The organism is Acinetobacter sp. YH16040_T (assembly GCF_024605785.1).
GTDB classification, from domain to species: domain Bacteria; phylum Pseudomonadota; class Gammaproteobacteria; order Pseudomonadales; family Moraxellaceae; genus Acinetobacter; species Acinetobacter amyesii.
In genome coordinates this window covers 3,371,341-3,396,183 of sequence record NZ_CP094541.1, presented here as the reverse complement: position 1 = coordinate 3,396,183, position 24,843 = coordinate 3,371,341, and the positions used below count along the sequence as shown (strand labels likewise).

Genomic DNA, 24,843 nt, shown 5'->3' with positions numbered 1-24,843 from the left:
ATGGTTTTGGTTACTTTTGCCAAAACAAAAGTAACATACGAGCTCCGAAAATTTGCTTTGATAGAGATAAGACTCCGTTATAACCAGCTTTTTAATGAAATAATGAGCAATTATTATTTATTTTAAAACTCTTGATCTGATTGAAAATAGAACCAAAGATCACAGCCTTGGATAGTAGCTGTAAAATATATGGCTTTTTGTAGGCATTCCCTTACTTTTGAAAGATCAAAAGTAACAAAAATCTTTTGTTCTCCTGATATGGCATCCCTGCCATATAGGAAAACAGCGACATCCATGTCGTTTTGTCATGTGATTGAATGGTATTGCATGCGCTAAAAATCTTTTTTGTTGAGATGTAATTTCTTTTACATGCCGAGCGCTTTCTATACAATAAATTTAAAAGAACCCGCCAAAGCTGAAGCCAAAATCAGCCATCGCCAAGGAACAACAATGAGTAAAAATAATATCCGCGAACATTCTGCTCCTGTTTATGAAGGCATAGAGAATGCGCCTGCACGTTCCATGATGCGTGCCACGGGCTTCCAAGATGCAGACTTTAAACGCCCATTTATTGGTATTGCTTCGACTTGGGCCAATGTCACGCCGTGTAATATGCATATTGATGGCTTGGCGCGTGAAGCTGAAAGTGGGGTGAATGCTGCAGGCGGGAAAGGCATTATTTTCAATACCATCACCATTTCTGACGGCATTTCCAACGGTACAGAAGGCATGAAGTATTCATTGCTATCGCGGGAAATCATTGCCGATTCCATTGAAGCTGTGTTGGGCTGTCAGGCCTATGATGGCGTAATTGCCATAGGCGGCTGCGACAAGAATATGCCAGGCTGTATCATGGGTTTGGCGCGATTAAACCGTCCGAGCCTGTTTATTTATGGTGGCACCATCAAACCCGGAGCAGGGCATACCGATATGATTTCGGTATTTGAAGCAGTCGGTCAGCACGCCAAAGGCGAAATCAATGAAATTCAAGTGAAGCAGATTGAAGAAGTCGCGCTGCCGGGGCCGGGTTCGTGCGGCGGTATGTATACGGCCAATTCGATGGCTTCAGCGATTGAAGCCTTAGGCATGAGCTTGCCAGGTTCATCGGCGCAGGAAGCAGTTTCAGCAGATAAAATTGAAGATTGCCAACGCGCAGGTGAAGCCGTGATGAACCTGCTGCGTCTCGATATTAAGCCGCGCGACATTATGACCAAAGCCGCTTTTGAAAACTCGATTAAAGTGCTGATTGCTTTAGGCGGTTCAACCAATGGCGTACTGCATTTGATTGCCATGGCGCATACCGCAGGCGTGGAACTGTCTTTGGATGATTTTGTGCGTATTGGCAAAGATATTCCTGTGGTGGCCGATGTGCGCCCATCGGGTAAATATTTAATGTCGGAACTGATTGCCATTGGCGGCATTCAGCCGCTCATGAAACGCATGCTGGATGCCGGCATGCTCGACGGTTCTTGCCTCACCGTTACGGGCAAAACTTTGGCGGAAAACTTAGCCGATGTAGAGGATTATCCTGAAGGACAGCAAATTATTTTGCCGTTTGATGCGCCAATTAAAAAGGATTCACATTTGGTGGTACTCAAAGGAAATTTGTCGCCGACGGGTGCAGTGGCTAAAATTACCGGTAAAGAAGGGCTGTATTTTGAGGGGCCTGCGCGGGTATTTGAGGGTGAGCAGGGTGCCATGCGCGGTATTTTAGATGGCGAAGTACAAGAAGGTGAAGTGGTGGTGATCCGCGGTGTTGGGCCAAAAGGCGGGCCGGGTATGCCGGAAATGTTAAAACCGACTTCAGCGATTATTGGTAAAGGTCTAGGCCAATCTGTTGCACTGTTGACTGATGGGCGTTTCTCGGGCGGCAGCCATGGTTTTGTGATTGGGCATGTGACACCAGAAGCCTATGAAGGAGGCCCAATTGGCTTGGTTAAAAACGGCGATAAAATTTCAATTAACGCTGAAACCCGTGAAATGACTTGGCATGTGGCTGAGGATGAAATTGCTGCACGTCGCGCGGCCTGGGTCAAACCGAAACCAAACTATACCCACGGCGCTTTGGCTAAATTTGCCAAGTTGACCTCTGGTGCGGAAAAAGGTGCGGTGACTGACCTAAATCTAGACGTCTAATCCATTGTTAAACATTGAACATTCAGCCCTGACTTGATATAAGTTTTGCACAAGGCTTATATCTCATTTAAAACAGCTTCATAATAGAAGTTGAATTTAAGCATGTGCTGGCAGGTTCGGCACAATTCATCATTTTGAGGCAAAAAACGCATGTCACTGTTACGCCGTTGGTTCGATCCAATCCGATCGAGTTGGTTTTATCAGAAACCGACCCGACAAGCGGTGTTACCCACGGAACAAGGTCTGAGTGTTTATCTTCGACTGGATGATGTCTATAGCTATTTGGCTGCTCAGCAACTGCCTCAATTAGAAGAAATTCTCAGTGATGAAATTAAACCACTGAAAGTGATTATTTGTCGTCAGAGTGCTGAACCTCCTAATCAAATGTCATCGATAGAATGGCAACAATATTGTCTGAATGATGCCCAAATTTTAGCGCGGCAGCATCGTTTTAGTTTCCATGAAACACCTGAACAGCCTACCGCTGAAGCTTTAGAACAAGCCGAAATCATTCTAAAAAATACCCCATTACGCGGCCAAGATTTTCTTTATTTACTTGAAGATGTGTTCCACATGCTGTGGCAAAAGCAGTATGGCAAGCTGAGAACACTGTATGCGATGGCCAGTCGCCATCACAAAGCACAGGATTTTCCAGAACGGATCTTTTCTGACTTACCAATTTTGACGGGCTATTTTGAGTTTGGTGAACGTAAGTACCATGCTGTAGATGATTTACTGCGTTTAACACGCCGTTTAAAACAACAAAAACTCCTGACAGATAACCCGATCTTTATGATCAATCATATTGAATGGCGTGAGCACCTGATCAGTGATGCAGAAGAGTTGAATGAAATTCAGGGACTCGATCCTGAGCTTGATCTCTACATCGCGATGGAAGATCCGATTTCATGGTTACTGTTGGCTTATATTCGTGAGGAATTGGCGGAATATTATAATATTCAGCTGAATGTGTATCCATTGTCGTATCACGGTCGTGATCTGTTTGACTGGAGTTTGGCAACACGTCTGTCTAAACGGACAGAAGTTAAGTTCACGCCATTTTGCCGGCCTACAGAAGCAGCGACATTAGCTATGTCACAGCTTTACTACAGTGCGCCCGAAGAGCAGCGTATTGATGTGATGTATCGCATTTTGGAGGCCGTATGGATCAAAGGGCGTGATTTATCCTTCAAAGCACATTTTCAGGCTTTACAGTATGAGTTAGAGATTTCTGAACTGACTACTGACGATATTGCTGAAAAATTAAAAGAAAATGATATGCACTGTGAGATGAAGTCACAGCCCGATTTTCCTGTTTTAGAATTACGTATTGCAGGTCAAAGCTATGTATTTAATAGCTTATACCGCGTATGGATGATTGAAAGTATTTTCAGTAATGTGTTAGAAGAGAAGTATAAAAGTGAAAACACCGCTGAAAGTGAAGCCAGAGAAGATGAAGAAAGAAAAAGTTGAGTCATTAGAGCAAGCCCGCGCACAGATTGATGTGATTGATCAGGGGATTATTGAGCTCATTGCTGCACGTCAGTTTTATGTTGATCAAGCGGTGCGTTTTAAGCGTTCAGTACAGGATGTTCAATCACCAGAACGTGTCGAAGCGGTGATTAGTAAAATTCGTCTACAAGCCACAGAGCACGGTGTAAATGCAGATATTGTGGAACGTTTATACCGCGATATGATTCAGCATTTTATTCAACGTGAGTTGAAAGAGATTCGACCATAGTTAGGGCGGATTTGATGTTATTCCCAAGTAGAAATGTCCTACCTAATAACCAAATAGAAATGTCCTATATGGACATTTCCAAGTCAAGCACAGGATTTAGATTTCGTTGTTCAATCGCTGTTTTCTGTGCTTGTCTACGTGGCATCTTTTGAGAACGATTGCGTTTGTTTTGGTGTTCCAGTTGTTCATGCTGTTGTTGAATATGTGCCAGCACAGAACCCAAACGTTTATTCTCAACGATCTCTCTCTGGTTGAGCTGACTTAATTTATCAAAGATGCTGTAATTGATTTTTCTTCCCTGATATTCAATGGCTACAGTACCATCCGGATATTCCAAGAACTCAAGATACTTGCCGACCAATCTTTGATTTTCTTCGCTGTTTTCCAAGATATATACGCATTTATCATAAGTAATCGTCAAGCTGTTCGTGACCCTGCGGGGTTCACGCCAGGTAAAAACATCATCTAATTCTTCGGCTGTTTCAGCGATAGGCCGATGTAGATCCTTGGGATTAAAAGCCATCTTGGCGAATTTACGATTAAATTGCTCAATAAAGCACGGCAGCCACTTATTGGCATCTGCAATTGAACTGATGCCTTCTAAACGCATCTCCTTAATCAGACGATCCTGAAGTGTTCTATTCGCTCGTTCTACACGACCTTTGGCTTGAGGGGAGTTAGCGAAAATGATATCGATATTGAGAGTGCTCAGAACACGTCCAAACTGGGTAATCTTGGTGTCTTTCTTGCTACTTTGATTCACCCTAAAAACTGAATGTTTGTCACTGTAAAATGCCAATGGCTTACCATGCTGTTCGATATATAAACGTGTCGAAATCATATAGTCAAAGGCTGACTCTGACGCACAGAAGCGTAAATGCTGCAAGTTTCCTGTGGCATCATCGATGAATACTAGCAGACAGCATTTAGGTGCTCGACCTTCAAACCAATCATGGTGTGAGCCATCAATTTGGATCAATTCACCATAACAATCTCGGTTATAACGAGGCTGATATGGTCGTTTCAGGCGCTTGCAGCGAGGGATCCATAAATCGGCTGCAATCATCCAAGAACGTAGTGTTTCCACTGAAATATCAAATCCATGAACAGTGGTGAGCTTTTCATGCGCTAAAGTGGGTCCGAAACCATAAAGTTGATCTGAAACAATATTGAGACACTTAAGTCTGAGTTCTTCAGGAAGTTTAGAATTGCTGATTTGGCCACGAGCGGCATGGGCTAATGCAGCGGGACCTTGAGCTTTGTATTTCTGCAGTAAGCGTCTGATCTGACGTTCTGAGATATGAAGTAGCTGAGCAGCCTGAGGTTGAGTTATGCGTTGATCGCAGATTTCTTGCAAGACCGACAATCGTTTAAGTTCTTTATCCGACATAGACACCAACATATCAAACCGTCCGCTTCGATAATCGCAAAAGCGCATATTCTAAAAGCGGACATTTTTACTTTGGAGAAACCGGACATTTCTACTTTGGGCTTACAAAAGCATTTCGTATAACCTCTATTATGTTAAATAGAATAGAAAACCTTTTAAATTTAGTGTCAAATTATAGATAAATATTTTTTATAACTTGATAAAAAATATAATGTTTAATTTATTATATTGATAATTAATTTAATAAGCTTTAAAAAAATATGGATTTCGATAGTACTACTCAATTACCCACAAAATTCTTAAATAAACTTTCTGAAGTTATTTCAGTAGATCCTAGTGATATTGTTAAAGATGCACAGTCTAAAGGGTTACCTATTGCGAAAATAGAAGACTTTACAACAGAGATTATTTGTAAAAATTATCGACGAATTGAAGATATTTCTAGCTCATATGGTAACTATGCAGCAAGAAATAGTGCAATAACTGGACTAGCTTCTGGAGTTGGTGGTGTAGCAACAATGGTAACCATTGGTGGCGTTGATATTGTAAATATGGCAGCGCAATTGTATAGGCTGAATCAAAGAGTTGCATATTTGAATGGCTTTGATCCTAATAATCCACATGATGCAGAACTAGCCAGAGAAATTTATTTATTTTCATTGGGATTTGATAAAGCTGCTGTTGCAGGTGTGCAAGCTATGATGAATAGGGCTGCTCAAATTGCAGGAAAATCTGGAGCAAAATCAAATCCAGTTCTTAAACTGATCATGGTCGTTGCATCAAAATTAGCACCCAAAATGACAACTAAACAAGCCGCAAAATTTATTCCTGTTGTTGGTGGTATCTTGGGTGGGGGTATTAATTTTGCATTTGCTAAATATGCATCAAGTGAAATTCAGAAAAGATATAAAGAAGAGTTTTTTAGAAAAATGCAAACAGAATCTATAAATTCTTAATTTTATAAGTTCATACGTTCTAGGAGAGTGAAAATGGGGTTTTGGAATAGTGTTTCTAGTCTTGCAAAAGGTGCAGGTCAAGCTATGCAGGAAAAAATGAAAGAACAACAATATGAGGCATGGCGAAAGTTTCAAAGCCTTCCAGCAGAAAGGTTAATTGATTATATAGGGCAACATGAAGGTGGGACATCAAGAGCATTAGCTATTTTCTCTGTACACGACAAAAATAGATAACTCATTGAAATAATGTCACAATAATTGTTTTCTAACGACGAATACTATGACACATCTCAATGAGTTATATCTTATCTTAAACAAATCTCTAAAATGGAACAAGTCACATTTAAAGTGCTTTGCGCTCATCATGCTTGTGATTATTTTAAAGCAAACATGTAATCTTTCTTCTGCATCTAAAGCCTTGCCCATCAAGTGCTTACCACAATCATTTTATCGACGTATGCAGCGCTTCTTTGCAGGTCAGTATTTTGATTATCGTCAAATTTCTCAGTTGATTTTCAATATGTTTTCATTCGACCAAGTGCAACTGACTTTAGATAGAACCAATTGGAAATGGGGAAAACGAAATATTAATATCCTGATGCTCGCAATCGTTTATCGTGGAATAGCGATACCTATCCTTTGGACATTGCTTAATAAACGTGGAAATTCAGATACGAAAGAGCGTATTGCTTTGATTCAACGCTTTATAGCCATTTTTGGTAAAGACCGTATTGTGAATGTGTTCGCAGACAGAGAGTTTATCGGTGAGCAGTGGTTTACATGGTTAATTGAACAAGACATCAACTTCTGCATTCGTGTTAAAAAAACTTCATTGTCACCAATCATTTAGGAAAGAATCATAAAATTAGTGATTTATTTCGCCATCTTAAAGTTGGTCAAATTGAATGTCGTAAACGACGGATTTTGGTTGGTCGGGTGAAACTATATATAAGTGCACTACAGTTAGAAAATGGAGAGCTTTTACTCGTCGTTTCTCCTCAGTTTAATGCCAATGCTATTCAGGATTATGCATTACGCTGGGAAATTGAAACCTTATTCAGTTGTCTCAAAGGACGCGGGTTTAATCTTGAAAATACGCGCTTGACAGACCCTAGACGAGTGAAAAAATTGATTGCGGTGTTAGCTATAAGCTTCTGTTGGTGTTACTTAACGGGTGAATGGCAACATAATCAAAAAAAAGCGATAAAAATAAAGAAGCATGGACGACTCTCAATGAGTTTATTTCGCTATGGTTTAGACTATGTTCAAATGGCGATTCAGCGTTTAATTGGTTTTGGGAAAAAAGAAGAGTTTAAGGAAATTTTGGCAATTTTAAGAAAGCAGAATCCTGATAGGATAAGGGTTCTGTGAAATTTGTCGTGTACAGAGAGCTATTTTAGCATTATCATTAAAAAATCGTTCTGCCGCACAACGTTTTGTAGATGATAGTACTAAAAGCTCACTTGAGCACATGAGAAAGAGGTTGGCTTTAGAGGAGCATAAGGATGCTGAAGAACAGCGGCGTGCTATTGATTCATTATTTAGAGGGTATTAAGACTATTCAACAATGGTGTTTTAGTTCTTCTAAAATTAACATAATACACGTTATGCGAAGTCAAAAATGGGAGCTCTAAGCTCCCATTTTTAGTCTTTAATGCGCTTTTTCGCTTCGTCATAAACTATGCTGTCAGCTCGTTTCCCAACCGTAATGAGCAAGATAACTACCTGATCATCTTTAACTTGATAAACTAGTCGGACTCCAGCCTTTAATAATTTAATTTTGTAGCAACCTGCAAGATCACCTCTAAGCATATTCTTTGGAATATGTGGCTGCTCTATGACCTTGGCAAGTTTTTTCTTAAATTGATCTCTTATAGCACTAGGAAGCTTTTCCCATTCAGCTGTGAAGTCCTTATGACGTAAAAGCTTATAAGTCATCTAAAGTAATTTCCTCAAACATTTCTTTAGGATCATTAATACGTTTACGAACAATCGCTAATAGCTCGGTATCCTCTTCTGAGAGTAAGGCTTTTTGTACAGGGAGTTTCCCAGTCGCTGCAATGTATTCAAGGACATTTGTAAAAAACTCAGTAGGTGCAATACCTTGTTCTCTTAGAACTGAATAAGATTTTTCTTTAAGGGCTTCATCGACCCTGAAGTTAACAGTAGCCATTATTTTTCCCATTTATTGAATGCATAGGAATATTGTAATGCAAGTTGCATTACGTGGCTAGTTCGTATAATCCGTATTATGTTAAATGGAGAGAAAATTAGTCTAAAATTCTTATATATTCTTTTTGTACCCCAGTTAAGATACTCACAAGTTGTTTCTTTAAATTATCAGCATCTTCTTTATAATCAGTATTCCAATCATTCCATTCAGTTGGTCTGTTAGCTAAATCCCAATCGCATAAAGCTAACCCATTTATTACTTCCATATCGAAAATTAAAGTACCTAATTGCTCCTGCATTTCTATAGGGAAATTATCTTTAAAACCATCGTAAATATTTTCAACATTTTTCGTAAATTCAGCATAGTGGTAATGAGTTTCTGTGGATCTCGAATAGTTCTGTACAAATTCTAAAAGTTCATTCATTTTATTTTCCCTTACCATCAATTTTCCCATGCGATACTGTAACCACATCGCCTCGTTTATTAGTTACCACTGTGACTGATGGTTTTGCTGCAACTCGTGGTGTGCCACTATTTTCTCCACCTGCTCTACCCATGAAAAAATTTATCAATGGTGTATTAATAGAAACAGCATTCCAAAATCAATTTAATGATCATAGGAATAACGTAAATTGAAGAAAAAAATTGGAATTTTTATCATCCTTATAGGCCTAATTATGGTAATAGCTGCTAATTTTGAAAAGAAATATGAAACTCAGATCAGTATTGACTTAGATGAAGATATAAGGAAAGATAATTTAAAAATAATAATAAATACATATGGTTATTTACTAGATGGTTATGAGCCAAGTAAACATATTGGTCAGACAAATACGTATTTATTTTTATATAAGGATGCTCAGATTCAAGATTATAGAAATACTAAAATCAATAAATATAGTGATTATTATATCTACGCTAAATATGGAAATAAGTATGCAAAAATGAAGTATACAAACTCTTTAGTTATGGGAAATAATGAAACTTCTATAAAAATTTTTATTAAAAAATTTAATAATTTATATTACATTTCTTCAAGTAATATAACACCCAGTATTGAAGCTATTTCAGAAAATTCCTTTAAAGACATAGATGCTTTCAAGAGTAATAAGCATGACATTAAGATGTTAGGCTATCTAGATAAGCCTTAATTATTATGTTTACCTTAAGTCTAATTTATGAATTTTTTTATAAATGCTTAATATTAATTTCCTGTTGGAAAGCCATGAAACATCCATTGTATTCCCCATAAGATTACTAAAATGAGGATCACCCAAACAATAATCTTTAACATATACATTTTGTAAGTTTTCCTAAAATTAACATAATACACGTTATACGAAATTCTTGAAATTTTACTATAAGTATCAATATCTTATTGAAAACCGTTCCAGTAAACAGCATATTGGAACGGTTTTTATATTACTATTCAACCAATACGCTTATAACTTATTCAAAATCAGAAGAGTTTGTTTAGCCCATCTACGCTATCTGCTTTAGACGCTATAACCTAGCCTCAACTTTTTATTGAGGCTCTATTCCAAAAACACTGATTTTTCAAAGCGCCTGAATTGCATAGCATAGAACCAATTCTTCAGCGAGTTTCGCCATGATTTGGTTCGTCATCACAGTTTTTGCAATTGCAGGTCTGATTAAAGGCACGATTGGGTTAGGCCTGCCTGCGGTATCGATGGGCTTACTTACCATTGTGATCAGTCCATTTCAGGCAGCCACATTATTAATCATTCCATCTATGGTCACCAACTTTTGGCAACTATTTGCTGAAGGGCAGGTATTGCGCCTAATTCAACGCTTTTGGCCCTTGTTACTTGGGATTATCGTCGGTTCAATTTGGAGTATTTTTCCAACTTTAGGACATGGTGAATTTAAAAGTGAAGCTTTACTGGGGGGCATGTTGGCACTATACGGACTGTATGGGCTTTGTGCCAAAAGCTTGCCGAACTTTGCACCACATGAAAAATGGCTATCTCCAATGATCGGTTATCTTGGTGGAGCGCTGACTGTTGCGACAGGTGTGGTGGTGATCCCTGTGGTGCCATATTTGCAAGGTTTGCAACTGAAACGCGATGATCTCGTACAGTCACTCGGTTTGGCCTTTACCACGTCGACTATTTGTTTGGCAGTGTTCTTACAGCAAAATCCTGTGGAAGATCTTCCGATTGATTATGCCATGTCAGCCATGGCACTGGTTCCTGCGCTCATTGGTATGTGGGCAGGGAAAAAAATCCGTTACCGCATTCCAGAACAAAAATTCCGTAAGGTGTTTTTTATCGGGTTGATTGCCCTCGGTGGCTATATGATGCTGCACCAGTTTGGCGTGATTTAAAGCCTAGACTTGGCCATCTAAAGTAGATTTTTGTGACAGTAAAAACTGACTAAAATGCTGATAATTTAAGGGTAAATCATCAAAATTACGTGCGGTGAGGAGCAATTTTCGATTGGCCCAGTCACCGCTGAGCTCAACTTGTGCAAAGGCATACAAACTTATTAATCGTTGGGCCGCACGTTTTGGCATGATGGCAATGCCCACACCATTCGCCACCACTTGCGCGATCGCGGCAAAGTTCGGCAAACGTAGCCGATACTGAATTTCACAGCCGAATAATTTGGCTTGAGCCTCGATCGATTGTTGCAAGGAATGATATTGCATCAAACCGACAAAGGAATAATTTAAAATCTCTGCGGGTTTGACGCTAGATATCGAGGCCAATTCATGAGTTATAGGACAAATCAGTACCAAAGGATCATTTGCAAACTCAAGTGTTTGTAACTTTTCGGATTTAAAGAAACCCGAAATTAGACCTAGTTGTGCATTGCCTTGTTCAATCGCTGCAATGATGTCTTTAGACTCGGCTTCATGCAGCTCAATTTGTGTGTTGGGATTTTCAAGCAAATAACGTGGTAACAAGACCGGTAAATATTCACTTTGTGCAGATGAATTACACCATAAGGTCATATTGGAACTTAACCCATGGGCAAAGGGCAGCATCGCGTGTTCTAATTGTTGCCCCTCACCTAAGATGCGCTGTGCATGTTCAACCAAGGTTTGACCGGCAAGAGTCAGTTTGACCCCTTTGGCTTGGCGAGTGAACAGGGCTGTGCGGTAATGCTGTTCGAGTTTTTTAATTCGTTCACTGGCTGCTTGTAGCGAGATGGCAGAACGAGCAGCGCCTTTGGTCAGACTACCGCTGTCTACAATGTGCAGTACCAATTGAAGGTCGAACAAATCCAGTCGCATACGGTGCATTCCTTGGCTAATGCCTTATCTTACCGAAAGAGTAGCTATAAAAAAAAGCGACCTTTCGGTCGCTTTTCAAATGAATGTTGTATTCTTTTTTAAATGTCTTGGGGCTTATTCTGATTTGTCGCCCAAGCTAAAGAACCAGTTCAAAATCAGCGCTGCAAATGTAGCAGTACCAATACCACCTAAGTTGAAGTTACCGAATTGAAGTGCAAAGTCACCTGTACCTAAAATAATCGTGACTGCTGCCACCATCAGGTTTTTATTTTTTGAGAAATCGACTTTGTTTTCAATCCAAATTTTCGCACCTGCAATGGTAATTAGACCAAATACAACAATCGATGCACCTGTCAAAATGGCTTGCGGAATGGTATGAATAATCGCACCAAACTTTGGAGAAAGACCAAGGAAGATGGCGAATACCCCTGCAAATACAAACACGATGGTCGAGTAAACACGCGTTACTGCCATCACACCAATATTTTCGCCATAAGTGGTCATACCCGGACCGCCGACACCGCCTGAAAGTGTGGTTGCAACACCATCTGCAACGAAGGCTTTACCAATGTGCGGATCGAGATTTTCACCTGTCATCGCGCCCACAGCTTTGATATGACCAAGGTTTTCTGCAACTAAAATCAACGCAATCGGTGCAATGATCAGCATGGCATTGAAATCAAAAACAGGCGAATGGAATTGAGGAACACCAAACCAAGCTGCATCTTGTACTGGAACGAAGTTGATTGGTGTGCCATGACCCATGACATTGGAAATGATGTAATACACCAAGTAAGCGAGTAGAAGGCCAACTAAGAGTAATAGACGTTGTAATAAACCTTTGGTGAACACAGCAATCGAACCCATACACAGTACAGTGACTAATGCCATCCACATATTAAAGTTATTACCGGCAACCCCTTTAATGGTCACTGGGGCAAGGTTCAGACCAATAATCATCACCACTGCACCTGTAACGACAGGCGGCATGAGTTTTTCAATCCAACGTGTACCCGTTGCCATCACGATAAAACCAAAAATGGCATATAAGATACCGCAGGCCATGATCCCGCCTGCTGCCATCGCGATATTGGCATTTGGCGCGCCAGTACCTGATGCTGCATAACCGGTTGCCGCGATCACCACACCAATAAAGGCAAAACTAGAGCCTAAATAACTTGGTACACGACCACCTGTCATAAAGAAGAACAGGATGGTACAGATCCCCGACATTAAAATCGCAAGGTTGGCATCAAAGCCCATCAAAAATGGCGCAAGGACCGTTGCACCAAACATTGCAAAGGCATGTTGTATCCCCAATACAACACTTTGCACCGGAGGTAGGTACTCATTTGTACCTACAGGACGTGCATCAATATTGCCTTCGTACGGGCGCCATTTGGGAAACCAATTGGACATAAAATGAGCACTCAATAGATAAATTGTGCACATCATACTCTTGTTTTTTAGAAGATTTAATCTCTTTTAAAAATATTTTGTTCAAACTAATTACATGACTTTACATGTAAATTTACCAAATGGTAAAAGTTTTAAGGGTGTAAAAAAGGCATTAAATCATGCAATTAATCAAATAGGATAAGAGTCAATACTTCATAAATTTTTCTTATTTTATATATTCCAAAATAAATTAAAACCAATATGACTGGTCAAAAAAAAAGCACACGGTTCTGTGTGCTTTTTGAAAACTTGGAAGATTTAGCCAGTGTTACGCAAACCTGCCGCAATACCCGCGATGCTGACCATCAACGCATGGTCGACTGGGGTATTTTCAGCTTGACGCTCGGCAAGGTATGCACGGCGGCGTTTCATTAGCTCGGCTTGTAGTAAATGTAGCGGCAATAAATAAGGCTTACGCACCTTCATGGATTGGTCGAGCACATCGTTACTGCTGAGTAATTTCGATTCACCTTTGAGTGCTAATAGCGTTTGTACCGCATCACGTAAACGCTGACGTAACTCTTCGCCCAACTGTTTGAGGTCTGCGTCATCAGTCAGATGAGACTCATAATACAGCGCCACATGACCATCGGCTTTGGACAAGACCATTTCCAACATATCAATCAGGGTTTGGAAATACGGCCATTGCTCTAACATTTCTTCGAGTGTCTGCTTTTGACCTTGATCAATCACTTGATTAATCGCAGCACCTGTACCAAGCCAAGCAGGTAGCATCAAACGGATTTGCGTCCATGCGAACACCCAAGGAATCGCACGTAAAGACTCAATCCCACCGCTAACTTTACGTTTGGCTGGGCGTGAGCCGAGCGGTAACATTTGTAGTTCCAGTTCTGGCGTTACAGTCCGTAGGTATTTTACAAAATGCGGATTTTCACGCACGGTTTGACGATACACCTGTACCGACAGATCCGTCATGCTGTGCATGAGCTGACGCCATTCCTGTTTCGGTTCAGGCGGTGGCAATAAGGTCGCTTCTAAGGTCGCAGCGGTGTAAATTTCCAAGTTTTGTAAGGCAATGCCTTCTAATCCAAACTTGAAGCGAATCATTTCCCCTTGTTCTGTGACACGGATCGCCCCTGAAATCGAGCCAGGTGGCTGTGAAAACAGCGCTTGCTGTGTCGGCGCACCACCACGGCTGATTGAACCGCCACGGCCATGGAATAATGTCAGTTGTACATCATGCTTTTTCGCAACTGCGGTTAATTCTTCCTGTGCACGATACTGCGCCCAGTTTGCCGACATAAAGCCCGCATCTTTGGCTGAGTCTGAATAGCCAATCATCACCTCGTGTTTACCCTGAATATGCTGTTTATACCAATGCATATTGAATAGGGTATTCATGGTACGGGCTGCACCATCCAAATCTTTTAAAGTTTCAAACAGTGGCACGACACGTAGCGCTTGTTTGATGCCCGCTTCTTTTTGCAGTAACAATACGGCCAAGACATCACTCGGATGTTCTGCCATGGAAATAATATAAGCCCCTAAACTTTCAGGTGGTTGCTCTGCCAAAGTGCGCATGGTTGCAAAGACTTCTTGCACATCTGGATGTTCAATCAGGCTTTGTTTTGGCTCATTTAAAAACTTCGGTAGCAGTGGTCGTTTGCTTTGCAGTTCCTGAATCAAGAAGTTTTGACGGGCTTGCTCCGTCCATGTTTCAAAATTACCTAAACCTAAATATTCAGTAATGGCTGAAATGGCTTGGCGATGACGTGTGGATTCCTGACGAATATCGAGTTTGAGTAATTCGATACCGAAACAATTCACCCGATGAATAAAGTCGAGTAACTGACCATTGGCAATTTCAGGTAAACCGCTGTCGATCAGTGAACGGTAGCAAACCAATAGTGGATCGAGCAGCTCATGGCGGCTTTTAATGACTTGGCTATCGTCAGCATCTTCACCACGAAGTTTCAGTGCCAACCAGTGACGAGTGGCTTTAAGGCGTTCACGTGCATCACGGAGATATTCACGATAGGGTTCAGGGTGGAAATGACCCAAAGCGTCACTGAGTTCTTTACTGCATTCTTGAATAGAGAGTTCCCAACGCAGGTCTTCGATATCGCGTAAATACAGGTCGGCAGCTTTCCAACGTGAAAGCCAAAGCACTTCTTGAGTAATATTATGGGTGACGTTTGGGTTACCATCACGGTCACCGCCCATCCATGACGCAAAGCGCACAGGGGCAACATTTAAAGGCAAGGTCTTGCAACAATGATCTTGGACCATGCCATCCAATTCACGCATGAATTTGGGTACAGCATTCCACAAGGTCTGTTCAATGGTCGTGAAGCCCCATTTTGCTTCGTCGACAGGCGTCGGGCGATGTTGACGAATTTCATCCGTTTGCCATGCCGAGCAAATCAGTTGTTTTAAATCATCCAGTACGGCTTTGCGTTCGCGTGGCGTAAGTTTTTGTTGATCCATTTTAAACAGGCAATCATTAATCCCATCATATTTTTGGATCAAGGTACGGCGGCTGACTTCAGTTGGATGTGCAGTCAGGACCAGTTCAATTTTTAATTCACAAATTTGTTGGAACAGTTGTTCCGCACTGATGTTATTGCTTTTAAATTTTTCAAATAAATGATCGAGTGGATTCGGTGAGGGTGCCTGCTCATCAAACTCACTTTGGCGACGGCTGCGCACCACATTGTATTGTTCGGCAATATTGGCAAAGTTGAGAAAGTGTGTAAATGCACGGGTCAGTGGCAGAATTTCTTCATCTTTTAAATTTAAAAATAATTGTTCTAACTGTTTTTCGGCTTCAACTTGTCCATCGCGCGCGCCTTTAGACAAAGCACGAATTTGCTCTACCTGATTAAACAAATCTTGTCCTGCATGCTGCTTTAGGGTTTCACCCAATAAATTGCCCAGTAAGCGCACGTCTTCACGTAATGGAGCATCAATTTGTTGAATCATTTGTTATTTCTCCGTGTATTCCTGTCTCGACTATACCCCGAAAGTGCTGTGGCAAAAGGGGGTACAGACAAAAGTCGGATGACTTTTCTAGGTAAATGAGCAATAGCTATGCCATTTGTTTCAGTTTAGCGTTGAAATATTTCAGAAAATGCTTAGCTCTGCGTGCTGAGTTGATATTTCAGCATAAAGATTTCGATGGCAGAGTGAATAATGGCTTGCCGCTCTGCTGCTTCAGGTACTGGGCGCATGCCCAATAAAACCTCTTGATGGCGTAGTCCCATCAGTAGCGACACAATCAGTTCAGTTTGTCGGGCAGGGTGATCCTGCTGAATGAAATTTAAAGCTGCTGCATCTTGAAAAAAGTTTTCCCAGACTTGGCGCATTTTTAAATGTGAGGCACGGAAAAACTGTTCCACCAAAGGACTGTGTTCGGCAGCCAACTCCAAAAGTAATAAATCCAGTTTAATGGCTTCAGGCAAATTCATGATGTTCAGCCCCAACTCACAAATTTCAACGAAAGCCTGCATAAAATGACTTTCGCTGTGCAGATGTCGCGGGCGGGTATTCAAAATATATTCACAGGTGTCTTCAATCGCACTGGTAAATAAGGTGGCTTTGTCCTGAAAATGATTATAGACCGTCAGTTTGGTGACCGCTGCATGTTGGGCAATCTGATTCATGCTGCAACCGTGATAGCCCATTTCTAAAAATAATTGTTTTGCAGACTCTAAAATCCGTTGTCGTTTTTCTAAGTCTTTTGGGCGGCCGACATTCATTTGCTGAAAAAATTCCAAAAAAGGCGAAAAGGTCATTGATTTAGGATAATTAATCTAATTAATGTACCGCATGGTTTATTAATTAAAAAATAACCAAATTAATTGAATAATATTCTGCCCTAAAAAAGACTTTTTATTAAGAGCGAACTTCATGAGTACGATTAAGATCACAGTTGTCAGCATGATTATCGTTTGCAGTGTGACCTTATGGGGATGCAGCAAGGATAAAGCCCAAACGGAACAGGAAGTGCCATTTGTGATGGTGACTCAGCCGGGCGCCACACATTTTGAACAAAAAAGTTATGCGGGTGATGTACAAGCACGCCAGCAAACAGCTTTAGCGTTTCGGGTTGGCGGTCAAATCACTGAGCGCTATGTCGATGTTGGAGACCAAGTCCGAGTCGGGCAAGTCTTGGCAAAATTAGACGTCAAAGATGCACAGTTGCAACTGAATGCAGCACAAGCGCAGCTTGAAAGTGCGCGTTCCGCTGCACAAATTGCTGAAGATGAATTAAAACGATTTAAGCAATTATTGCCAGTCAATGCTGTGAGTCGTTCGCAGTACGATGCTGTGGAAAACCAATATAAAGCGGCACAGTCGAACTTAAAGCAAGCCCAATCAAATTATGATGTGAGTCGTAATCAGACCGGTTATAACCAATTAATTGCCAATAAAACTGGGGTCATTACTGAGCGCAATATTGAGATTGGTCAAGTGATTGCAGCAGGACAACCGGCATTTCAATTGGCGATAGCAGGTGAACGTGACGTGGTCATTGGTGTGCCTGAACAAGCGGTTACTGAAATTAAAACAGGGCAGGATGCATGGGTCACCTTGTGGTCGAAACCACAGGAAAAATTTGCAGGCTATGTGCGTGAAATTAGTCCTGCTGCCGATCAGTCTCGTACATATAGTGTCAAAGTGGCATTACGTGAAGGCAATAGCACCATTCAACTGGGGCAAAGTGCACGGGTATTTTTAACCAAAGCACAGCAGAATGTTTTGCATGTGCCGTTATCGAGTGTATCTGCGAGTGGTCAGCAGGCATATGTGATGGTGGTCAATGCAGATAATACGGTACGTAAAGTTCCAGTAACTTTAGGCGAATACGGACGTGACAGCGTGCCCGTACTTAGTGGTCTGCAAGCAGGGGATTTTGTGGTGGTTGGCGGCGTGCATTTGCTCCGTGAAAAGCAAAAAATACAACCCGTTGATCGTGAAAATCGTGCGGTACACATTCAGACAGGAGTTAAATAATGAATTTTAACTTGTCTGAGTGGGCACTGAAAAATAAAGGTTTAATCCTTTATTTTATGATTCTGCTGGGCATCGTTGGGATATTTTCCTATTCCAAATTGTCGCAGAGTGAAGACCCGCCATTTACCTTTAAAGTCATGGTGATTCAAACCTATTGGCCTGGTGCAACAGCCAAAGAAGTTTCGCTACAGGTCACCGATCGAATTGAAAAAGAACTGATGACTACGGGGCAGTATGAACGCATCATGGCGTATTCACGTCCGGGTGAATCCATGGTGACCTTTGTGGCCAAGGACAGTTTACGTTCGCAGCAAGTCCCCGATGTTTGGTACACCGTGCGTAAAAAGGTCAATGATATTCGCCATCAATTACCATCTGGGGTGCAAGGTCCTTTCTTTAATGATGAGTTTGGTGACACCTTCGGTAATATCTATGTGCTGACCGGCAAAGACTTTGACTATGCCACCATGAAGGAATATGCCGACCGTTTACAGCTCCAGTTACAACGGGTCAAAGACGTTGCGAAAGTGGATTTGATTGGTCTACAAGATCAAAAAGTTTGGATTGAAATTTCCAACACCAAAGCTACGCAAATGGGCATACCTGTGACGGCGATTCAACAAGCCTTGCAGCAGCAAAATACGGTTGCTAGTGCCGGCTTTTTTGAAACTAATTCAGACCGAATTCAAGTGCGTGTCAGTGGTAATTTACAAAACATTGATGAACTGCGTCAGATGCCCTTATTGGTGAATGGACGAACGATTCAATTGGGTGATGTAGCAGATGTACATCGGGGCTTTAGTGATCCACCACAGCCGCGTATGCGTTTTATGGGCGAAAATGGTTTAGGCATTGCCGTGTCGATGCGTAAAGGTGGCGACATTCTGGCTTTGGGTAAAAACCTTGAAACAGAATTTGCCCGCCTGCAAAAAACCTTGCCCTTGGGCATGGAACTGAAAAAAGTGTCGGATCAGCCTGTAGCCGTGAAGCGCAGCGTCAATGAGTTTATGAAAGTTCTCGCTGAGGCGGTGATTATCGTCCTGTTGGTGAGCTTCTTCTCCTTGGGTTTCCGTACAGGATTAGTTGTGGCATTTTCCATTCCATTGGTCTTGGCCATGACTTTTGCTGGTATGCAGATGTTTGATGTCGGGTTGCACAAGATTTCTTTGGGGGCATTGATTCTCGCACTCGGTTTATTGGTGGATGATGCAATTATTGCCGTCGAAATGATGGCGATTAAAATGGAGCAGGGCTATAGCCGATTACAAGCCGCCGGACATGCATGGCGCACCACCGCATTTCCAATGCTGACAGGCACGCTAATTACTGCGGCAGGCTTTTTGCCGATTGCCACAGCCGCATCGAGTACTGGGGAATATACTCGCTCGATTTTCCAAGTGGTCACTATTGCATTGGTGGTGTCATGGTTTGCAGCAGTGCTGTTTGTTCCCTATTTGGGGGATAAATTACTGCCCGATTTCAACAAAGATTTGGTACAAAAAGCCCCGTGGTATCAGCGCCTGTGGGCACGTTTGCGCAAACAACCTGAACCTCAGCCGATGGTGCATCATGCCGGCGAACATCATGATCCTTATCAGTCTCCGTTTTATCAACGTTTCCGTGGTTGGGTCGACACTTGTGTGACCTATCGCAAGACGGTGATTGCCGCGACGGTTGGCATTTTTGTGTTATCGATTTTAATGTTTAAAACCGTACCACAGCAGTTCTTCCCACCGTCAAACCGTGCTGAAATTTTAGTGGATTTAAAGCTTGAGGAAGGCGCCTCACTGAAGGCCACAGAAGCGGCCGTAAAAAAAGTCGAAGCGTTCTTGTCGAAAAAACAAGGCATTGATAATTTTGTGGCTTATGTGGGGACAGGTTCGCCGCGGTTTTATTTACCTCTAGATCAGCAGTTACCCCAAGCCAGTTTTGCTCAGTTTGTGGTATTGGCTTCATCTTTAGATGATCGCAATGAGATCCGCCAGTCATTAGCAGAAGAAATTCGTAAGCTCTTACCTGAAGTACGTACTCGGGTTTCACTTTTAGAAAATGGGCCACCTGTGGGTTATCCATTGCAGTTCCGCGTGTCGGGTGAAGATCTGAGCTTGGTGCGTGAGTGGGCACAACGTGTGTCTGCAAAAGTCAGTCAAAACCCGAACACTACCAACGTGCATTTGGATTGGGGTGAGCCAAGCAAAGTCATTAAACTGGACATCGACCAAGATCGCGCACGTCAAATGGGGGTTTCCAGTCTAGATCTGTCCAATTTCCTGAATAGTTCAATCAGTGGTGCAGTGATTAATCAGTATCGTGAGAAACGAGAGCTGATTGAAATTCGGATGCGTGGTGATCAAGCGGAGCGATTGGATGTCGGTTCGCTCAGCAGTTTGGCAGTACCGACCAGCAATGGTGGTTCAGTGCCATTGGCGCAGATTGCGAAAATTGAGTATAGCTTTGAAGAAGGTTTGATTTGGCATCGTAACCGTTTACCGACCATTACTGTGCGCGCGGATATTCGCAGTAAATTGCAACCTGCAACGGTGGTGGGTGAGTTAAAAGATTCATTTGATCAGCTACGTGCAGAGATGCCGAATGGTTATCTACTCGAAGTAGGCGGCACTGTGGAAGAGTCAGCACGAGGTCAAACTTCTGTAAATGCGGGCATGCCATTATTTCTCGCAGTTGTCATGACTTTGTTGATGATTCAATTACGCAGCATGTCACGGGCGATGATCGTATTTTTAACTGCGCCTTTGGGCATTATTGGCGTGGTGTTATTCCTGTTGTTGTTCAATAAACCCTTTGGTTTTGTGGCGATGCTCGGCACGATTGCACTGTCAGGAATGATTATGCGCAATTCACTGATTTTGATTGATCAGATTGAACAAGATATTCAGTCTGGGGAGTCGGCTTGGGATGCGATTATCAATGCGACGGTACGTCGTTGCCGTCCCATTGTGTTGACTGCATTGGCCGCTGTATTGGCGATGATTCCACTTTCTCGCAGTATTTTCTTCGGTCCAATGGCCGTGGCGATTATGGGTGGATTGATCGTGGCGACCCTACTGACCTTGTTCTTTTTACCTGCGTTGTATGCACAGTGGTTTAAAGTGAAAAAAACTCAGCAGAATCCTTAAAAGTGTCATAATATTGGGTGCGAAATATTGAATTTTTCTCTATAGTAGCACCTGATCTACAAAGACATTTTTAAAAAGTAAAACAACCACAAGTGCAGCGCGGCATATTGTGGTGTACGGGGTTGAATCACAGATGACAGCAGAGAGTTTAGCTAAGTATCGCCGTTATATTGCGATTTCTTATGTCTTCATGTTTTTCGCTTTATTTACCCTGATTAGTGGTGTATTTGCCTACGGCTTTGCACGCAAAGTAACTCAAATCGATTCTGCAGAAGTTTGGCTCCAAGCCCAAGCGCTTTGGGTCATGCGCACCGTCGTGATTTATTCCATGATGGCCATTTTTGCCGCACTGTGGTTTATTCCTTTATTTTTCTATTATTGGGACACCTATCTTTGGGTGACTGCATGCACGGTAATTGGTGTGATCTTTTCTGCGATTGCCTTTTTGTATCTATTAAATGCATGGATCCAAGGTCTATCCAAATTCGTTAAAAATAAGGCCGTCTTCTAAGTCGATTTATTTTTTTCCTGCCTACCCCTTGAAAAAATGGTTTGATTCCCCAATTTCAGACCACAGTTAAGTATTAAATTAAATTCCGTGAGGAGCATCGCCAGACATGGCTAAACGTGATTATTATGAGGTTTTAGGTGTATCTAAAACCGCAAGTGATGATGAAATTAAAAAAGCCTACCGTAAGTTGGCGATGAAGTATCACCCTGACCGTAATCCAGATAACCCAGAAGCTGAAGAAAAATTCAAAGAAGCTGCAGAAGCATATGAAGTTTTATCGGACAGCGAAAAACGTAGTATGTATGACCGTATGGGACATCAAGCTTTTGAAGGCGGCATGGGCGGCGGCGGTGGCTTCGGTGGCGGTTTTAGCGCAGAAGATATCTTTAGTCAGTTTGGTGACATATTCGGTGGCGCATTTGGCGGTGGTGGACGTGGTGGTCAGCAACGTGCACGCCGTGGTTCAGACTTACGCTATGTTATGGAGCTTACCCTTGAGGAAGCTGTAAAAGGCGTGAAAAAAACCATTACCTTTACTGCACCAGCGCCATGTGATGCCTGTGATGGTAAAGGATCTAAAAATCCAAACGACGTCGAAACCTGTAAAACTTGTCATGGTGCAGGTCAAGTGCGTATGCAACAGGGCTTCTTCTCTGTGCAGCAAACCTGTAGCACCTGTCGTGGTCAAGGTAAAATTATTAAGAACCCATGTAATAAATGTCATGGTTCAGGGGTTTCTGACCGTCAGCAAACTTTAGAGGTGACCATTCCTGCAGGTGTGGACAATGGCGACCGCGTACGTTTAAGTGGCAAAGGCGAGGCGATCCGTGATGGCCAAGCAGGCGACTTATATGTAGAAGTGGTGGTACGTGAACACGAAATCTTCCAACGTGATGGCGCTGACCTATATATGGATGTGCCTGTAAGCATTGCAGATGCTGCATTGGGTAAAGAAATTCAAATTCCGACACTCGATGGTCGTGTGAGCTTGAAAGTACCTGAAGGGACTCAAACTGGTAAATTGTTCCGCTTACGTGGTAAAGGTGTGAAGCCTGTACGTACCAGCATGACCGGTGACTTACTCTGCCGTATCGTGGTGGAAACGCCTGTGAACTTAACGGCTCGTCAACGTGAATTGTTGAAAGAGTTACAAGACACGATGGATGGCGATGACAATAAATCATCTCCGAAGAAAAAATCATTCTTCGACCGTTTGTTTGATTAATTGAAATGATTTGCTTGAGTTCGCTGTGATGTGAACTCAGGTATAAAAAAGCCTGCATAATTGCAGGCTTTTTTATTGAGCGTTTTAAGGTTTCGGCTGTGCTGTAGGCGGTAATAAACTCTCATAGCTCATGTCGAGCCTATAGATATTTTTAAGACGCTGTAGCTGATGACGTGCTTCAGCCTCACGACCATTAAATGCCAATAAACGTGCATATTTAATGATGTGGTATTTCGCTGGATAGCTGCGAACCAATTTTTCAGTATCCTGAATGGTTTGTTCAGAAACGATGGAATATGGATTTAAACGAATAATCGCTACCCGATGTCTAAATTCCGTGAGTAAATAGATCGGCGCATGGTTGGTGATTTTCTCCGGTGTTTTTTCATATTTTGATGCCTGACCCAGCTGAATCGCTGCATTGGCATAATCGCGATAAATCACCGTAATCAGCACGGCGCCAATCACGAAAACAATGCGGATAAACCACGGAGACAGACTCAATGTAGCCGTCTGTGATTTCGCTGCTTGAAGAATGCCGATAATAAAACCCGCAGGCAGTAAGAAGTATGCGTAGTTTTGCGGAAACTCCAACATGGCATGAATAACGAAGACACCGACCATCAATAGGCCAATCACAGATAATGCAGACTTGGCTAACTTCTGTAATTGGATGCCCCAATAAGCGAAATAGGCCAAGAACGGCACACCAATAATGGCGCCATTCCACAATAAGAAATCCAAAATAAAGTTGTGTGAGCTACGAATCCATACAGGCCCTTGTACCGTGTCCGAGATCGAGACAAACGCGCTACTGGTTTGATGCCAACCATAGCCAAACCAAGGCTGTGCAGCTACGGCATGCGCCATTTGTTGCCAAATGGCTAAACGAGACATATCTCCACTAGCACGTTCGGCTACGTCACGACTTTCTTGAATATTCATGTCGGATATTTGGCTCATGATTTGACTTAATTTTGGCATCAATACAATCAGTGCCACAAAGCCCATAAACCAGGCCAAGCTGTAAAACCAGCGAAGACGGATATAATCTTTGTACTGTGCATAAGCCAAATAGACTAGGACACAGATACTTGCCACCCAAGAGGTGCGAGATTGGCTGAGCGCGACCCCAATTAAAATAGGAATTGCACAAGCGACCAAATAGCGGGTTTTAACTTTTTGCTGTTCATAAACATATAAGCAGGCTAACAAGGACATGAGCAGAAACGTGGCCATGTTATTTGGCTGAGCAAAGTTTGCAAATGGGCGCGTAGTTCCACTAATTTTCATCACAAAAGGAAGAAACGAGTCGAAATCTAACCACTGACATATTGCGATGAGCCCCGTCATGACCCCAGAAGCAACAAAGGTATAGCTCAGGAATAGGAAGGTTCTTTCGCGTTTTTCCGTACCTTGCGAGAGGCTAAAACCAAGATTGATACACAGCCAAAAGCTGAATACAAACAGCATACAGAGCAAGGCGATACTAAAATAATATACCTGCCCAAAAGCCAGTTGGATGAAGGGGATCAGCGCTAAGAGCAACAGGGGCAAGGAAATTTTTGCCACCATGAGCTTTTCTTTAAAGAACGTTGCCGCTAAAGCAAACAGGGCAAAGAAGGTATAAAGCTCACCGGTATACGTGGCCCAAGGTCGGTAATGAATCGGAATCAGCCATGCCAGTGCAATACAGACTGCCGCACAAAGATACAATAGGGTTTTCATGAATATTCAAGATCAATAGAACGCGCCTATCATACCGTGAAAATGCCTAAACTTGGTGAGGGAATAGTCAGCGTCTGTCGTAGAAGTTGATTTGCACAATGACTCCAGAAAATGCAGGATTTTTTTGTTTGTAACTTAGCCTGCGCATGGAG

General features: G+C 42.2%; 21 protein-coding genes. 12 read left to right on the top strand and 9 right to left on the bottom strand.

Annotated features, from left to right (window positions below):
• Positions 1-450 precede the first annotated feature (450 nt).
• The 3 genes from ilvD to MST16_RS16705 all read left to right on the top strand — a co-directional run bounded on the left by ilvD (position 451) and on the right by MST16_RS16705 (position 3,877).
• Positions 451-2,136 carry a dihydroxy-acid dehydratase gene (ilvD, locus tag MST16_RS16715; protein WP_180009589.1) on the top strand — a complete coding sequence of 562 codons (1,686 nt, stop codon included), beginning with the start codon at positions 451-453 and terminating at the stop codon, positions 2,134-2,136.
• Between the two features lie 150 nt (positions 2,137-2,286).
• Complete coding sequence (locus MST16_RS16710) at positions 2,287-3,609, top strand: hypothetical protein (RefSeq protein ID WP_180009730.1); 1,323 nt, start codon at positions 2,287-2,289, stop codon at positions 3,607-3,609.
• Positions 3,590-3,877: a chorismate mutase gene (locus MST16_RS16705; RefSeq protein WP_078191648.1), complete on the top strand. Its 288-nt coding sequence runs from the start codon at positions 3,590-3,592 to the stop codon at positions 3,875-3,877. The genes MST16_RS16710 and MST16_RS16705 overlap by 20 nt, the downstream gene beginning before the upstream one ends.
• A 64-nt stretch (positions 3,878-3,941) precedes the next feature.
• Here the strand turns inward: MST16_RS16705 and MST16_RS16700 are convergent, their stop codons facing one another.
• Complete coding sequence (locus MST16_RS16700) at positions 3,942-5,267, bottom strand: ISNCY family transposase (RefSeq protein WP_180012554.1); 1,326 nt, start codon at positions 5,265-5,267, stop codon at positions 3,942-3,944.
• Between the two features lie 260 nt (positions 5,268-5,527).
• On the opposite strand from MST16_RS16700, the gene MST16_RS16695 reads away from it, so the two are divergent.
• The 3 genes from MST16_RS16695 to MST16_RS16685 all read left to right on the top strand — a co-directional run bounded on the left by MST16_RS16695 (position 5,528) and on the right by MST16_RS16685 (position 7,594).
• Positions 5,528-6,223: an EcsC family protein gene (locus MST16_RS16695; protein ID WP_180009703.1), complete on the top strand. Its 696-nt coding sequence runs from the start codon at positions 5,528-5,530 to the stop codon at positions 6,221-6,223.
• 33 nt (positions 6,224-6,256) lie between these two features.
• Positions 6,257-6,457, top strand: coding sequence for a hypothetical protein (locus MST16_RS16690; protein ID WP_180092844.1), 201 nt, complete (start codon positions 6,257-6,259; stop codon positions 6,455-6,457).
• 46 nt (positions 6,458-6,503) lie between these two features.
• Positions 6,504-7,594, top strand: a protein-coding gene (locus MST16_RS16685) for an IS4-like element ISAba1 family transposase (protein WP_085940648.1) whose coding sequence is annotated in 2 segments (ribosomal slippage) — positions 6,504-7,044 and positions 7,044-7,594 — 1,092 coding nt in all. Because the reading frame shifts where the segments join, the coding sequence is not laid out codon by codon here.
• A 273-nt stretch (positions 7,595-7,867) separates the two neighbouring features.
• Here MST16_RS16685 and MST16_RS16680 read toward each other — a convergent pair.
• The 3 genes from MST16_RS16680 to MST16_RS16670 form a co-directional block, all read right to left on the bottom strand.
• Complete coding sequence (locus tag MST16_RS16680) at positions 7,868-8,161, bottom strand: type II toxin-antitoxin system RelE/ParE family toxin (protein WP_074947749.1); 294 nt, start codon at positions 8,159-8,161, stop codon at positions 7,868-7,870.
• Complete coding sequence (locus MST16_RS16675; protein ID WP_111885987.1) at positions 8,151-8,396, bottom strand: type II toxin-antitoxin system RelB/DinJ family antitoxin; 246 nt, start codon at positions 8,394-8,396, stop codon at positions 8,151-8,153. The genes MST16_RS16680 and MST16_RS16675 overlap by 11 nt, the downstream gene beginning before the upstream one ends.
• A 97-nt stretch (positions 8,397-8,493) precedes the next feature.
• Positions 8,494-8,820 (bottom strand): hypothetical protein, encoded by a 327-nt coding sequence (locus MST16_RS16670; protein ID WP_180009701.1) that lies wholly within the window; start codon positions 8,818-8,820, stop codon positions 8,494-8,496.
• Between the two features lie 208 nt (positions 8,821-9,028).
• Between MST16_RS16670 and MST16_RS16665 the strand changes: the two genes are divergently transcribed.
• Complete coding sequence (locus tag MST16_RS16665; protein WP_257225760.1) at positions 9,029-9,547, top strand: hypothetical protein; 519 nt, start codon at positions 9,029-9,031, stop codon at positions 9,545-9,547.
• A gap of 458 nt (positions 9,548-10,005) precedes the next feature.
• Positions 10,006-10,743 carry a sulfite exporter TauE/SafE family protein gene (locus MST16_RS16660; RefSeq protein ID WP_180009544.1) on the top strand — a complete coding sequence of 246 codons (738 nt, stop codon included), beginning with the start codon at positions 10,006-10,008 and terminating at the stop codon, positions 10,741-10,743.
• Between the two features lie 3 nt (positions 10,744-10,746).
• Here MST16_RS16660 and MST16_RS16655 read toward each other — a convergent pair whose 3' ends face one another.
• The 4 genes from MST16_RS16655 to MST16_RS16640 form a co-directional block, all read right to left on the bottom strand.
• The gene (locus MST16_RS16655) at positions 10,747-11,655 is read right to left on the bottom strand and encodes a LysR family transcriptional regulator (protein WP_180011051.1); all 909 of its coding nucleotides are present in this window, start codon (positions 11,653-11,655) and stop codon (positions 10,747-10,749) included.
• A gap of 114 nt (positions 11,656-11,769) precedes the next feature.
• The gene (locus MST16_RS16650) at positions 11,770-13,074 is read right to left on the bottom strand and encodes a solute carrier family 23 protein (RefSeq protein WP_180011052.1); all 1,305 of its coding nucleotides are present in this window, start codon (positions 13,072-13,074) and stop codon (positions 11,770-11,772) included.
• 297 nt (positions 13,075-13,371) lie between these two features.
• Entirely contained in the window at positions 13,372-16,056 is a 2,685-nt protein-coding gene (ppc, locus tag MST16_RS16645; protein WP_180011054.1) for a phosphoenolpyruvate carboxylase, read from the bottom strand.
• 152 nt (positions 16,057-16,208) lie between these two features.
• A complete protein-coding gene (locus MST16_RS16640; RefSeq protein WP_180011056.1) occupies positions 16,209-16,832 on the bottom strand; it encodes a TetR/AcrR family transcriptional regulator in 624 nt (207 codons plus the stop codon).
• A 151-nt stretch (positions 16,833-16,983) separates the two neighbouring features.
• Here MST16_RS16640 and MST16_RS16635 point away from each other — a divergent pair, with 151 nt between their 5' ends.
• The 4 genes from MST16_RS16635 to dnaJ all read left to right on the top strand — a co-directional run bounded on the left by MST16_RS16635 (position 16,984) and on the right by dnaJ (position 22,963).
• The gene (locus tag MST16_RS16635) at positions 16,984-18,090 is read left to right on the top strand and encodes an efflux RND transporter periplasmic adaptor subunit (protein WP_180011057.1); all 1,107 of its coding nucleotides are present in this window, start codon (positions 16,984-16,986) and stop codon (positions 18,088-18,090) included.
• Positions 18,090-21,227, top strand: a complete 3,138-nt coding sequence (locus MST16_RS16630) for an efflux RND transporter permease subunit (RefSeq protein ID WP_180011059.1) — start codon at positions 18,090-18,092, stop codon at positions 21,225-21,227. The genes MST16_RS16635 and MST16_RS16630 overlap by 1 nt, the downstream gene beginning before the upstream one ends.
• A gap of 133 nt (positions 21,228-21,360) precedes the next feature.
• Positions 21,361-21,738 carry a hypothetical protein gene (locus tag MST16_RS16625; protein WP_180011060.1) on the top strand — a complete coding sequence of 126 codons (378 nt, stop codon included), beginning with the start codon at positions 21,361-21,363 and terminating at the stop codon, positions 21,736-21,738.
• Positions 21,739-21,844: 106 nt separating this feature from the next.
• Complete coding sequence (gene dnaJ / locus MST16_RS16620) at positions 21,845-22,963, top strand: molecular chaperone DnaJ (protein ID WP_111885156.1); 1,119 nt, start codon at positions 21,845-21,847, stop codon at positions 22,961-22,963.
• A gap of 84 nt (positions 22,964-23,047) precedes the next feature.
• On the opposite strand, the gene MST16_RS16615 is transcribed toward dnaJ, so the two are convergent.
• Positions 23,048-24,691, bottom strand: coding sequence for a PglL family O-oligosaccharyltransferase (locus MST16_RS16615; RefSeq protein ID WP_180092051.1), 1,644 nt, complete (start codon positions 24,689-24,691; stop codon positions 23,048-23,050).
• Positions 24,692-24,843: the final 152 nt, after the last annotated feature.